The organism is Erwinia sp. TECH1 (assembly GCF_054057575.1).
In genome coordinates this window covers 3,372,605-3,384,879 of record NZ_JBSRZK010000001.1, presented here as the reverse complement: position 1 = coordinate 3,384,879, position 12,275 = coordinate 3,372,605, and the positions used below count along the sequence as shown (strand labels likewise).

Below are 12,275 nucleotides of genomic sequence, written 5' to 3'. Positions count from 1 at the left end.
CCGTCACAAAGGCGGAATGATGCGTCATGAAGCGCCGGAATATTACTACCACACCCGCGTGCCAAATACGAGCCACGCCTGAAAAAAATAACTGTTGTCCTGCTGGCGTAGAACGTCCCCGGCGAGCTGCGCTATGCCATTGATGTCGAGCTCAAGAGTATTGGCCTTGTGCGCTATGCAACAGAGTTTGCACCAGAAGGACGGGTTCTTCTGCGACATCTTAAGCAACAGCAGTATCTCGACACGACAACTCGTATGTAAGGCAAGATAACACTATGTCAGTAAAATCACAGTTTCTCAAAAAATTGCAGGCCAGACAGCCCGCTGCGGCTTCATTTGTCAGTAAGAGTCAGGCTTGGTTGATTTTAGCGCTCCTTGCATAGCGGAACCGGAATGAGTAATCGTTATTTTTTTGCCTGTTAGTCATTGCGTATTTACCTGGCGAAACAGTCAACAGCTGACGAAAAAAACCCGAAATAACGAAATAAATCACGGATCCGGAAATGCGAAAACCTGACAGCCAATATGCGCTCCTCTTTTATATGGCGATCAAGCCCGGATAAGGGGTTATCGGCGTCAATCGATAGTTCTGAGATATTAATACTGTTTATAAAAGGAATGATTTTGAATAATTTTGCAAGAAAAATGGATAATGTTCTTTTGTTAGTACTGACCGTAATGGCTTTATCGGGTTGTGCAACAAAAAACCTGAAAAATGACATAAAACACCATGAAAATGGCTGGGCGTTGTATAACAATGATGTGCTCACTGCAGCAACCATCACCGAATCGGGAAAGGAAAATTATAGCTGGGTTTTTATTGGCAATAATTTTGATTATGCACTTACCTCAGGCGCGAGTGATTTTTTGCGTACACTGGTGTCTGGTAAAATTGATAAGGCCAGAGTCAGGGTATCTGAAGATGGTACATTCACGCTGAATAAAGAAAAAAATCAGTTCAGCGGGGAGGTTACCCTGAAATATAGCTATCGGGATCAGTCTGAGAAAATGCTAATCTTAAATATCCTCAAACTATCAGAGTGGTATTGCACCGGTAATAATAAAGGTGCTGGTGAGTGCGAAATCAAACTCTCTGGTCTGCAGGGAACCATACATCAAAAAGCGCATGTTCCTGCTGATGTATTCCGTTTTGATCATCCGATTAAGGTGAAATTCTATACCCGCAATACTCTCTCCGCGAAACGACTTCTCTATCCGGCTGCAGTGGCAACGGACGTTGTGCTGTCTCCACTGTACCTTCTTGGCGGTGTCGCTGTTTTATCTGTCTACGGCATTATTCTACTGCATTAATAGTTATCCATTATTTTTGTGGGAGAGTTCAGCGGTTTGAGTAATGAAAGAACTGTCAAGGAGGATTAATGAGGGAATGTGCAGGTATACCTGCGCGCCATTAAATTGATGGTGATGACATCTGACGCCATAGCTACCATATTTAAAGTATGCGGTGTTTTCACTATATTTTATCATTGGCAGTAAACATTAAAATGCCAGATGGTGAATTTTTTCTGATAAATGGACTATCAAATTACAATATGACTCTTTACGATATTAAACCAAAATTTCAGGATTTATTACGGCCTTTAGTCCGCGTGCTATTTGTCCGGGGCGTAACGGCCAATCAGGTGACCGTCAGTGCGGCAGTCTTCTCGGTAATACCTGGCGCAGGGCTGATGCTATTTCCCGACCCCCGCCTTTACATTTTACTACCTATCTTTCTGTTTATTCGTATGGCACTGAATGCGATAGATGGCATGCTGGCGCGAGAGTTTAATCAGAAGAGTCAGCTCGGAGCCATTCTTAATGAGGTCGGGGATATCATAGCTGATGCAGCGCTTTATCTGACATTTGCATTTTTAACCGGGGTATCACCGTGGCTGGTTGTGCTGGTGGTGTTGCTGTCGTGGTTGACGGAGTTCTGCGGCATCATCGCCCAGACGCTGACGGGTAGCCGAAATTATCGTGGTCCGATGGGTAAAAGCGACCGTGCCTTTGTTTTGGGGGCTTTAGGTTTGTTTATCGCGCTTTGGCCGCAGTACAGCATCGTGACCAATATCGTCTTTAGTGCCTCGGCAGTGCTTCTGGCCTGGACCTCGATCAATCGTTGCCATAGCGTGCTGGTGGTCAAAAATGCCTGATTCTCTGTACACATTGTATTACTGCCTCGGCGGGTTCTTCAGCATTTTATTGCTGGCGACTGTTATCCTCTGCGTCTTAAAAAAATGCTGCCCGCAGCGCGACTGGCTTGAGCTTCAGCAACGTATCAATAGCTGGTGGGTTATTGTTGGCTTATTTTCGCTGGCGATGCTTTCACCCAAAGGGCTGGCGCTCGCCTTCTTCGGTTTTCTCAGCTTCCTGTCACTGAAGGAATATTTAACGCTGGCACCTACCCGCCGCTCCGACAGCGTGCCGTTGCTGTGGATGTATGCCGCGATCCCGCTGCAATATATCTGGGTGGGCATGTCATGGTATGGCATGTTTATTATCTTTATTCCGATTTACGTCTTTTTATTCCTGCCCGCCCGCATGGTGCTGGTAGGCGATACGAAAGGATTCGTGCACTCTGCATCCGTCATGCACTGGGGCATGATGACTACGGTCTTTGCTTTAAGCCATGTAGCTTTCCTGATGATGTTGCCAGGCGTGGATACTAAAGCTGGCGCATTACTGGTGATATTTTTGGTGGCGACCACCGAGCTTAACGACATAGCGCAATACCTGTGGGGGAAATCGCTGGGTAAAATCAAGGTCACGCCGAAGGTCAGCCCGAATAAAACGCTGGCCGGATTGCTGGGGGGCGTGCTGACCACTACGCTGCTGGCTGCCATTTTGGGTCCGCAGCTCACACCAATGAACTGGCTCCATTCGTCAGGGGCTGGAGTGATTATCGGTCTGGGCGGGTTCTGTGGCGATGTGGTGATGTCGGCCATCAAGCGTGATTTTGGCGTGAAAGACTCCGGGAAACTCCTGCCGGGGCACGGGGGTATTCTTGACCGCCTGGATTCGCTGATTTACACCGCGCCGCTGTTCTTCCACTTCTATTACTACTTCTACGTATAAGGGGCGCAGATGAACCGTTTACTGCGCTGGATCTTTACCCTGTGCATCGCGTACCCCGTAGTCTGGATTTGGCTGGGCGTTCGCGTGTCTGGTCGAAAAAAGCTGCCTGTGGAAGGCCCGGCAATTATCGTGGCGAACCACAACAGCCATCTGGATGTGTTGACGCTTTTCACGCTGTTTCCACTTTCAACGCTGGTGAACGTGCAGCCCGTGGCGGCGGCAGATTATTTCCTGCGAAACAAAGTGGTTGGCTGGTTTGCCCTGAAGGTCATAGGCATCATTCCTGTTTATCGCGGAGCCCATCAGGCAAATCCGCTACAGGCCTGTATTGATGCGCTGGCAGCAAAGAAAATTGTGATTATTTTCCCTGAAGGCACGCGCGGCGAGCCGGGGAAATTCTCAGAGATCAAATCCGGCATCTGGCATTTAAGCCAGCAGTGTCCGGAGGTGCCGATTATCCCCGTTTACATGCACGGCCTGGACCGTTCGATGGGCAAAGGGCAGAAAATCCCCGTCCCGTTTTTTATCGACATCTTCATTGACGAACCGCTTTTTTACGACGCGTCTAAAGTCACGTTTAAACAATCGTTATTCACTCGTTTCGTCACATTACAACAGCAGGCGACAAGGAAAGTCCCATGAGTCAGGAAGCACGTTTATTTCAGGAAAATACATTCGTAACCAGCGATGGAGAGTCGCTCTATTTTCGCCATTGGCCAGCAATGAAAGGTAACGGTAAAAAAGTGATTGTGCTGTTTCACCGTGGACATGAACACTCCGGACGGCTGCAGCACATTGTCGATGAGCTGGTCATGCCCGATACGCATTTTTACGCCTGGGATGCTCGCGGTCACGGTCAGTCTCCGGGCGATCGTGGTTACAGTCCAGGCCTGGCCCGCTCCGTTCTGGACGTGGATGAGTTTGTAAGTTTTGTGGCGAAGGACGCGCAGGTCAGCCTTGAGGATATCGTAGTGATTGCGCAGAGCGTGGGAGCAGTTCTGGTATCCACCTGGGTTCACGACTATGCGCCGAAAATTCGGGGAATGGTGCTGGCTTCTCCGGCTTTTAAGGTCAAACTGTATGTGCCGTTCGCTCGTACGGGCCTTGGGTTGATGCAGCGGCTCCGAGGTCTGTTCTACGTTAACTCCTACGTGAAAGGGAAATTCCTCAGCCACGATCCGGAGCGTGTCGCCAGTTTTGAGCAGGATAAACTCATCACGCGGGCAATCGCGGTGAATATTCTTCTCGATCTCTACAAAACGGCTGAGCGCATTGTTTCCGACTCTGCCGCCATTACACTGCCGACTCAGTTGCTTATCTCTGGCGATGATTTTGTTGTGCATGCGAAGCCGCAAAAACAGTTCTACGCCGGTTTGCGCAGCGTTATCAAAGAGCAGCATATTTTGCCTGGCTTCTATCACGATACGCTGGGCGAAAAAGATCGCGCCCTGGCCTTCGATAAAATGAAAACCTTTATCGACAAACTCTACGCGGTTCAGCCTTACACCTTCGATTACAGCCATGAAGACCAGTGGAGCCCGAGCGCCGACGCGTACCGTGAGCTGCAGGCACCGCCCAAAGCACACTCGCTGGAGGGCATGTTCTATTCCTCATTGAACTATGGCATGAAAACGATCGGCAGACTTTCAAAAGGTATGCGGCTAGGCTATGAAACGGGCTTTGATTCCGGCAGTACGCTGGATTATGTGTACCGTAACTATGCGGAAGGCAAAGGTATTCTGGGGCGCATGATTGACCGGCACTACCTCAACAGTATCGGCTGGCAGGGGATCCGGGTACGAAAAGTCAATATCCAGCAGGTCATAGAGCAGGCGGTCACAAGGCTGAAAGAGAGTGATATGCCGGTACGTGTGGTGGATATCGCGGCTGGGCACGGGCGCTATGTGCTCGACGCACTGGAAAAACATCAGGATATCGAAAGCATTCTACTGCGCGATTATAGCGACCTGAACGTTGAAAAAGGGCAGGCCTTGATTGAAGGGCGCAGGTTGAGCCACCTCGCTCAGTTCAAAAAGGGTAATGCCTTTGACTATGACTCTCTTGCCACGCTTGATCCCGCGCCGACACTGGGGATCGTTTCCGGGCTGTACGAACTCTTCCCGGATAACGCCTTGATTAAAGCCTCACTCGCCGGGCTGGCTGCAGCAATACCACCTGGCGGCGTACTGGTCTACACCGGGCAGCCCTGGCACCCGCAGTTAAAAACCATCGCTTATACCTTAACCAGCCATCAGAACGGCATTCCGTGGATGATGCGTGTGCGTAGTCAAAAAGAAATGGATACGCTGGTGGAACAGGCGGGCTTCGAGAAATGTCATCAGGCGATTGATGAATTTGGTATTTTCACCGTCTCACTGGCCGTGAGAAAGCAGCATGGTTGAGTCGCCGCTAATGCAGAACAAATGCAGCCTCTGGAAACAGGGGCTGTGCTGGCTGGTGCTGTTGGGACCGCTTTTTTTCTTTAGCTATGGGCAGGTGAATCAGTTCACGGCCACGCGTCATGATGTGGGGAGTGTGGTCTTGGGTTGGGAACATGCCATCCCGTTTATGCCGTGGACCATTGTGCCTTACTGGAGCATAGACCTGCTGTATGGTATTTCGCTGTTTATCTGTACATCAAAGCAGGAACTGACTCGCCATGGCTGGCGGCTGCTTGCCGCATCGCTAATTGCCTGCTTAGGCTTTCTTCTGTTCCCGCTGAGATACACCTTTATTCGCCCGGAAACGCAGGGGATGTTTGGCTGGCTGTTTCAACAGCTCGAACAATTTGATTTGCCTTATAACCAGGCTCCATCGCTGCATATCATCCTGACATGGCTGCTATGGCTGCGTTTTCGTCAGCATCTGGGAAAAGGCGCAGGGCTGCTTTCTGGTGCGTGGTTTTTACTGATAGCTGCGTCTGTAATCACCACCTGGCAGCACCATGTCATTGATGTAATTAGCGGGTTTGTTGTCGGGGTGATGATTAGCTATGTCATTCCGGTTGAAGGCCGTTGGCGATGGCGGCGCCCGTCTGCTCACGCCTTGCTGCTCGTCATGAAATACTGTGCTGGTGGGATGGTGTTTTTACTGGCGGCATTATGGCGCTCACAGGGCTTCATTTTGCTGTGGCCTGCTGTGGCATTATTGGTGGTGGCAGCGGGCTATGCCGGACTCGGCGTGTCGGTGTTCCAGAAAGACAAAAACGGCGAGTTAAGCCTCTCTGCCCGCTGGCTGTTGTTTCCCTATTTAGCCGGGGCATGGCTTTCAAAAAAATGGTTTTCCCGACGAATAGCCCTGAGCAACGTTATTTATGACGGCATGGCATTGGGCCGGTTCCCGGACAATACCGTGGCGCAGGCCGCTGTCCTCGACCTGACGGCTGAATTTCATAAAATCAGTTGCAGGACAAAGTGCTGGGAAGCTTATCCGATGATGGATTTAGTTGCACCGGAAATTCAGAGTATCCGGCAGGCCGTCGCCAGGCTCCGCCGGTTGCGGCAAGGACATAAAAGTGTCCTTGTGTGCTGCGCCTTAGGCTTATCCCGCAGCGCAACCGTTGTTGCGGCCTGGTTGCTGAGTGAAGGGCATGCCAGGTCTGTAACGCAGGCTGTGGCGCTAATCAAATCCCGGCGCCCTCAGGTGGTACTGACGCCCGCTCATATCCAGGTTCTGGAAAGATTCAGCAGGGAGCTGCAATGTCATCAGGTATCACCATGACCAGAAAAATCATGCAAATTCATCTGTCGAGCTGGCGCTATTTCGCTGCTCTGACGCTGCCGCCGTTAGCACTGATTTTTAACCTTTTGTTTTCAGCCGATTGCGTGTTGCTGATGGGACTCTTTTTGCTGACTCATTACTACTGCTGGCGTCTATGGCTGGATGAACGATTTTTTCAGCTCATTGAGAGTGAAAACGACCTCATTGAGTTTGATAACGGGATTGCGCATTTGTGGGCAAAAAGAAAGGGGAGCACTCGCTCTCTGGTTGAGCGTTGGTACGGGGCTAAGATTTTATTTTATAAAGCTATTTTTTCATTGTTGATGCTGTGGCTTTTTTCATCGTGCATGATCATTTACAAGATTTCAGGTTGAGTAGTCAGGACTCAAATGACTTTGAATCCCCGTATGCTTTTAACGTTAATTTTTAAGGTATTACATCATGAAAATCCCCTGTAAGCCGTTGTTTTTAAAAGGGGGTAGGATAAAGAGCCTTTCAGCAACAGGCTGATTTAATACATCGCTGCCCCAGCGGGGATACAGGCTATTGATTCAAAGGTGCTGGTAACTTTAAGGGCATTTTGGAACCATTGAACAGGACAAGCTCTCACTTAGGCCCCAGGCGCTTATTGATTCACATTGAAGTGGGTAGACATCAGTTGACGTCGCATAGCCAAAATAGAGGGTTTCTCACTGATTACAAGGGGTTTTATTAAATTCGGTACATAACACGAGATGTGTACATGGTGTCCCCTGCAGGAATCGAACCTGCAACTAGCCCTTAGGAGGGGCTCGTTATATCCATTTAACTAAGGAGACAGCGGCAGGATAAACGGGGGCGTTCATCCAGTTGCGTATGTTACCGTAAGTGTGGCTGCGCCTCAAGGCCTTCATTTCTCAACACGTTTTCCCCTGTACCGGTCTTTGCATCATATGGTGGCAAATTGAACGCATTGGCGTTTAAACAGGCGAATGGCAAATAATGCACCGGAAATACGTTCCATTTCGCCTGGGTTTTAAGCAAAAGTCACGAGTCCGCCACGGTGGCAGGCTCAAGCGGTTCAGATGAACAGTTACCAGAGCCAGCAGGATCAACAGCGAGACGATCGGCGGCGGCCAGCGTAGCTAAAGACGCCTGGAGAACTTTATCCGTATCGAAAGGAAGAGTGGTTCTGTTAACGATTATTTGCCGTACGTTTTCTCCAATGGGCTTGAAGATAGTATTGCTCTGTAACGCATCGTTATAATTTATATTGGTAGAATAAAATATACTGACGAGTTTTTTATTTAGCGCGCAGGCGACATGGACAATAGCTGTTTCCACCGAGATAACGAGATCGGCCTTATTGACCAACGAGATGGTATGCCACAAGGAATCGAAGGCGCAGATAAAAACATTGGCTGAGGTATGATCAAGCGTCGCCAGCTGGTGCTTCTCACCCGTAATAAAAATGTTGCAATCCACACTATGCTGCAGCTTTGCAATAAGATCGAAGATTTGCTGTCGCGTCATGGTTCTTTCGCTCACGCTGGCGAAAGGGCTCAGCACAATCAGGGTTTTTTTAGCATATTTCTGCAGGCAGTCTTTGATAAACGCATCGCTAAAAGACGAGGGGTTTAGCCAATAGCGCAGTGTATTACACGGATGTCCCAGCGCTGCCAGCAGCTGTTTTTGCGGATCGGTAATATGAAAGTTATCGGGTAAATCCAGCGTGATATGATAAGGACGCTTCAACCAGCCACCGATGCTGATGGCATAGCTATAATTAATCCGCGACAGCAGTTTTATCTCCAGAAGCTCCTTGCGCTGCATCCAGGAGTACATGCTGATAACGATATCGCTATCGATTTTCTCCAGCCGGTCAATATGATTGATATCGACAATAAACACGTCATCGACACAGTCCAGCCCTTTAAAAAATACCTCACTTCTGGTCTCGGCAATGATTTGTACTCTGTAGCCCAAATCCTTTAATTTTCGCCATAATCCGGTATGGCATACCGCATCGCCAATCCCAAGGTTAACAAAAGGAAAAACCACGCGCTGCGGCGCCTGAGGGATTTTTTCATGCTTGTTGGCACTACGCAGAAGCATGGCTGACAGCACCAGCCGAATTCTCCTTTTTTGCTCGTGAAGGTAACGATTCCTTTGCCGATTAAGTCTTTTTAACGCGCCAGGCAGTTCTGACAGAGACAGGCTCATTCGTAGGGGCACTCCTTATACGCCTCGGGTTTTTCATCCGTGAGAAAATAATGCGATAAAATAAAACCAACCATTAACCATGAAGAAATAAAACAAATTAAAAACATGTATTTTACTTTATTGTGATGATGGCTTTGCGGAAGGTTATAGTAACAGATAATAGCAGTGCCGCAAGGAAGAGGGAATTCTGCTGCCGGTATTTGCAATGCTTTTTATTAATTATTAAGGTGGTTTGTTTTTATTTTTATTTTTGATTTATTTTAAATGTGAATTTTGGCTTTATTATTTATAATAAAATATATAAAAGTTTCAGTTTTGATAATATTTTTGTAGCTGAGTAGCTGAGTAGCTGAGTAGCTGAGTAGCTGAGTAGCTGAGTAGCTGAGTAGCTGAGTAGCTGAGTAGCTGAGTAGCTGAGTAGCTGATTAAGCTGGCCGCTGAGTGATTAACGTTGATCTGAACAAGGTTGAGCAAAGAAGCCGTTAGCCGATTAGTGGAAGATAGTTGCGCTGGATCAAGAACTGCGATCTGACAGAGGACTAATGTAAAGCGAATTCAAGCAAGGTTACTCGTTTGTTTAGCTCATAAAAGAGGTCGCTATGTCCCTGAAACTGTCGCTCGGTCTTATCATGCTGGTCTGGCTGGCCTATGTCGCTTTCGCCAGCAATTTCTATATGCACACTTTTGCGCTGTTCAGCTAAAGCCGCCCCATAGCTGGATGCTTTTTCTGAACTGCCCGCCGATAACGGCAGCGCCCCCTATGAGACGACTGCCGCTTAGCGATAACTTTAGCGGCTTGCCGCCAGCCGGTTAACCCTCTTCAGCCTTCTCTTTCTTATCACGCTTTTTCTTCGCTTCGGCTTTCGCTTTCGCCTCCGCTTTAGCGCGGGTGCTCATATCGTTGCGGATCTGCGCGTGGCTAATCAGTGCAAAAATAAAGGTGCCGCCGATAATATTGCCGGCCAGCGTAGGAAGAGCAAAAGGCCATAAAAATTCCTGCCAGCTGATAAGACCGTTAAAGACCAGATAAAGGACTTCTACCGAACCCACCACGATATGCGCCAGGTCGCCCAGCGCCACCAGCCAGGTCATCAGCACAATTATCCAAATTTTCGCGTTGCCGGCGGAAGGAAACATCCAGACCATCGTGGCGATAATCCAGCCGGAGATCACCGCATTGGCGAACATCTCGCCCGGCGTGTTTTCCATCACTTTCTGGCTGATAGCCACAAAAGCCTGCCGCGTGGCATCGTCAAAGATCGGCATATGGGTAAAGGCCAGCGAAGCCAGCGCCGTTCCGATCAAATTGCCGAACAGCACTACGGCCCACAGCCTCAGCAGCAGGACCAGATTGCCGCCGGTTGGTTTGTGCATAACCGGCAGTACGGCGGTCACGGTGTTCTCTGTAAACAGCTGCTGGCGCGCCATAATGACAATGATAAAACCAAAGGTGTAGCCAAGATTTTCCAACAGAAAAGCGCCGGGCACGCCGTCAAGATGCGCCTGAAAAATCCCTTTCGCCATCAGCGAGGCGCCCATAGAAAGCCCCGCAGCGATAGCCGAAAACAGCAGCGCCAGTCCGTCGCGCTCCAGCTCTTTCTCGCCGTCCTGGCGTATCTCCTCATGGATAGCCGCCGCACGCGAGGGCAGCGCTTCCTCATCCACCTCTATCTCTTCTCCTTCACGTTCTTCACTCTCGACTTCCACATTATCTTCTTTCATTCTTCCTGCTCCCGTAATCGACACTCTGCCTAAGCGTAGCGGGTTTTAGCGTTGCTGAAATGTAACTGCGTTTCAGAATAAACGTAACAAGGATTTAACGAGGCGGCATTTTTCGGCATTAAGCGGCCTGCACAGGGCATAATAGCGGCAACTTAAGCATCCAGTGATACCGCGCAGGCTGCGATACCATTATCAGCTGTGGTACTATTTCACGCACTATTAACAAGCGCGATGCCACCTGATGCTCCAGGCCCACAATCTGACCTGCGTTCGTGATGAACGTATGCTGTTCAGCGAACTCAGTTTTACCGTTTCCGCAGGCGATATCGTTCAAATAGAAGGCGCCAACGGCGCGGGAAAAACCTCGCTGCTGCGCATTCTGGCGGGCTTAAGCCGGGCTGAGCAGGGCGAGGTGCTTTGGCAGCAGCAGCCTGTGCGCAAACAGCGAGAAGTCTGGCACCGCGCGTTACTCTATCTGGGGCATCAGCCCGGCGTGAAAGCGGTGCTGACCGCACGGGAAAATCTGCAATTTTTTCATGCGCTGGAGCCGGAAGAAAAACTGTGGCAGGCGCTGGAAGAGGTCGACCTGGCGGGATATGAAGAGGTGCCTGTCGCGCAGCTTTCCGCGGGACAGCAGCGTCGCGTTGCGCTGGCCAGGCTCTGGCTGAGCCGTTCCCCGCTGTGGATCCTTGATGAGCCGCTGACCGCTATAGATAAATCAGGCGTGACAAAGCTGATGGCGCTGTTTGCCCGTCATGCCGATAATGGCGGTTCAGTGATCCTGACCACCCATCAGGAGCTGCCGGGATCGGCGCAGCGCGTGCGCAAAATTCGGCTTTCCGTCACGGAGGCGGGATGATGATCGGACGCATTATTATGCGGGAGCTGCGCGTGGCTTTTCGTAGCGGCGCGGAAGTGGTTAATCCGCTGTGGTTTTTCCTGATCGTTATTACGCTGTTTCCGCTGGGGATTGGTCCCGAACCGCAGCTATTAGCGCGTATCGCGCCGGGCATTGTCTGGGTCGCGGCGCTGCTCTCTTCGCTGCTGGCGCTGGAAAGGCTGTTTCGCGATGATTTTATCGATGGTTCGCTGGAACAGCTGCTGCTGTTGCCGACGCCGCTGCCGATAACGGTATTGGGGAAAGTGATCGCGCACTGGCTGGTGACCGGCCTGCCGCTGCTGCTGCTTTCGCCGCTGGTGGCGCTGCTGCTGTCGCTGGATTTCGCCACCTGGCGTGCGATGGCGCTTTCTCTGCTGTTGGGCACCCCGACGTTAAGTTTCCTGGGCGCGATAGGCGTAGGATTAACGGTCGGGCTGCGACGCGGCGGCGTTTTACTGAGCCTGCTGGTGCTGCCGCTGGCGGTGCCGGTACTGATTTTCGCCTCGGCGGCCATTGACGCTGCGGGAATGGGCCTGGCGATAAACGGCCAGCTGGCCATCCTCGGCGCGATGCTGGTCGCCAGCGCAACACTGGCGCCTTTCGCTACGGCTGCGGCACTGCGGGTTAGCGTACACTAACAATAACAGACAGAAACGCGTTTCTTTTTAGATGA

At 50.3% G+C, this 12,275-nt stretch carries 11 protein-coding genes, 1 tRNA gene and 1 pseudogene; 10 read left to right on the top strand and 3 right to left on the bottom strand.

Annotation, left to right across the window (positions count from 1 at the left end):
* Positions 1-63 precede the first annotated feature (63 nt).
* From ACVWZ0_RS15815 to ACVWZ0_RS15780, 8 genes and pseudogenes are all read left to right on the top strand, one after another.
* Positions 64-261, top strand: a pseudogene (locus ACVWZ0_RS15815) (type VI secretion system baseplate subunit TssE); the annotation flags it as partial.
* Between the two features lie 363 nt (positions 262-624).
* Complete coding sequence (locus ACVWZ0_RS15810; protein ID WP_253459639.1) at positions 625-1,311, top strand: YidX family protein; 687 nt, start codon at positions 625-627, stop codon at positions 1,309-1,311.
* Between the two features lie 242 nt (positions 1,312-1,553).
* The gene (locus ACVWZ0_RS15805) at positions 1,554-2,156 is read left to right on the top strand and encodes a CDP-alcohol phosphatidyltransferase family protein (protein ID WP_253461259.1); all 603 of its coding nucleotides are present in this window, start codon (positions 1,554-1,556) and stop codon (positions 2,154-2,156) included.
* Positions 2,149-3,078: a phosphatidate cytidylyltransferase gene (locus tag ACVWZ0_RS15800; RefSeq protein ID WP_253459642.1), complete on the top strand. Its 930-nt coding sequence runs from the start codon at positions 2,149-2,151 to the stop codon at positions 3,076-3,078. Before ACVWZ0_RS15805 ends, ACVWZ0_RS15800 begins: the two co-directional genes overlap by 8 nt.
* A 9-nt stretch (positions 3,079-3,087) precedes the next feature.
* The gene (locus ACVWZ0_RS15795) at positions 3,088-3,720 is read left to right on the top strand and encodes a lysophospholipid acyltransferase family protein (RefSeq protein ID WP_253459645.1); all 633 of its coding nucleotides are present in this window, start codon (positions 3,088-3,090) and stop codon (positions 3,718-3,720) included.
* On the top strand, positions 3,717-5,480 hold the full coding sequence (locus tag ACVWZ0_RS15790) for a bifunctional alpha/beta hydrolase/class I SAM-dependent methyltransferase (protein ID WP_253459647.1): 1,764 nt from the start codon (positions 3,717-3,719) through the stop codon (positions 5,478-5,480). The genes ACVWZ0_RS15795 and ACVWZ0_RS15790 overlap by 4 nt, the downstream gene beginning before the upstream one ends.
* Complete coding sequence (locus ACVWZ0_RS15785; RefSeq protein ID WP_253459650.1) at positions 5,473-6,798, top strand: phosphatase PAP2/dual specificity phosphatase family protein; 1,326 nt, start codon at positions 5,473-5,475, stop codon at positions 6,796-6,798. The genes ACVWZ0_RS15790 and ACVWZ0_RS15785 overlap by 8 nt, the downstream gene beginning before the upstream one ends.
* Positions 6,777-7,172: a hypothetical protein gene (locus tag ACVWZ0_RS15780; protein WP_253459652.1), complete on the top strand. Its 396-nt coding sequence runs from the start codon at positions 6,777-6,779 to the stop codon at positions 7,170-7,172. Before ACVWZ0_RS15785 ends, ACVWZ0_RS15780 begins: the two co-directional genes overlap by 22 nt.
* A gap of 369 nt (positions 7,173-7,541) precedes the next feature.
* Here the strand turns inward: ACVWZ0_RS15780 and ACVWZ0_RS15775 are convergent.
* The 3 genes from ACVWZ0_RS15775 to ACVWZ0_RS15765 form a co-directional block, all read right to left on the bottom strand.
* Positions 7,542-7,616 (bottom strand) — tRNA-Arg (locus tag ACVWZ0_RS15775).
* 208 nt (positions 7,617-7,824) lie between these two features.
* Positions 7,825-9,000 carry a glycosyltransferase family 9 protein gene (locus ACVWZ0_RS15770; RefSeq protein ID WP_253459654.1) on the bottom strand — a complete coding sequence of 392 codons (1,176 nt, stop codon included), beginning with the start codon at positions 8,998-9,000 and terminating at the stop codon, positions 7,825-7,827.
* An 810-nt stretch (positions 9,001-9,810) separates the two neighbouring features.
* The gene (locus tag ACVWZ0_RS15765) at positions 9,811-10,722 is read right to left on the bottom strand and encodes a formate/nitrite transporter family protein (RefSeq protein ID WP_253459656.1); all 912 of its coding nucleotides are present in this window, start codon (positions 10,720-10,722) and stop codon (positions 9,811-9,813) included.
* Between the two features lie 241 nt (positions 10,723-10,963).
* On the opposite strand from ACVWZ0_RS15765, the gene ccmA reads away from it, so the two are divergent.
* Together ccmA and ccmB are read left to right on the top strand one after the other, a co-directional pair.
* Positions 10,964-11,581, top strand: coding sequence for a cytochrome c biogenesis heme-transporting ATPase CcmA (ccmA, locus tag ACVWZ0_RS15760; RefSeq protein WP_253459658.1), 618 nt, complete (start codon positions 10,964-10,966; stop codon positions 11,579-11,581).
* On the top strand, positions 11,581-12,240 hold the full coding sequence (gene ccmB / locus ACVWZ0_RS15755; RefSeq protein ID WP_253461261.1) for a heme exporter protein CcmB: 660 nt from the start codon (positions 11,581-11,583) through the stop codon (positions 12,238-12,240). Before ccmA ends, ccmB begins: the two co-directional genes overlap by 1 nt.
* Positions 12,241-12,275 lie beyond the last annotated feature (35 nt).

Bases quoted from the DNA above. Each gene is read 5' to 3' on its own strand.
- ACVWZ0_RS15780 (WP_253459652.1), top strand. From the start codon at position 6,777: ATGTCATCAGGTATCACCATGACCAGAAAAATCATGCAAATTCATCTG.
- ACVWZ0_RS15770 (WP_253459654.1), bottom strand. From the start codon at position 9,000: ATGAGCCTGTCTCTGTCAGAACTGCCTGGCGCGTTAAAAAGACTTAAT.
- ACVWZ0_RS15800 (WP_253459642.1), top strand. From the start codon at position 2,149: ATGCCTGATTCTCTGTACACATTGTATTACTGCCTCGGCGGGTTCTTC.
- ccmB (WP_253461261.1), top strand. From the start codon at position 11,581: ATGATCGGACGCATTATTATGCGGGAGCTGCGCGTGGCTTTTCGTAGC.
- ACVWZ0_RS15785 (WP_253459650.1), top strand. From the start codon at position 5,473: ATGGTTGAGTCGCCGCTAATGCAGAACAAATGCAGCCTCTGGAAACAG.
- ACVWZ0_RS15805 (WP_253461259.1), top strand. From the start codon at position 1,554: ATGACTCTTTACGATATTAAACCAAAATTTCAGGATTTATTACGGCCT.
- ccmA (WP_253459658.1), top strand. From the start codon at position 10,964: ATGCTCCAGGCCCACAATCTGACCTGCGTTCGTGATGAACGTATGCTG.
- ACVWZ0_RS15790 (WP_253459647.1), top strand. From the start codon at position 3,717: ATGAGTCAGGAAGCACGTTTATTTCAGGAAAATACATTCGTAACCAGC.
- ACVWZ0_RS15795 (WP_253459645.1), top strand. From the start codon at position 3,088: ATGAACCGTTTACTGCGCTGGATCTTTACCCTGTGCATCGCGTACCCC.
- ACVWZ0_RS15765 (WP_253459656.1), bottom strand. From the start codon at position 10,722: ATGAAAGAAGATAATGTGGAAGTCGAGAGTGAAGAACGTGAAGGAGAA.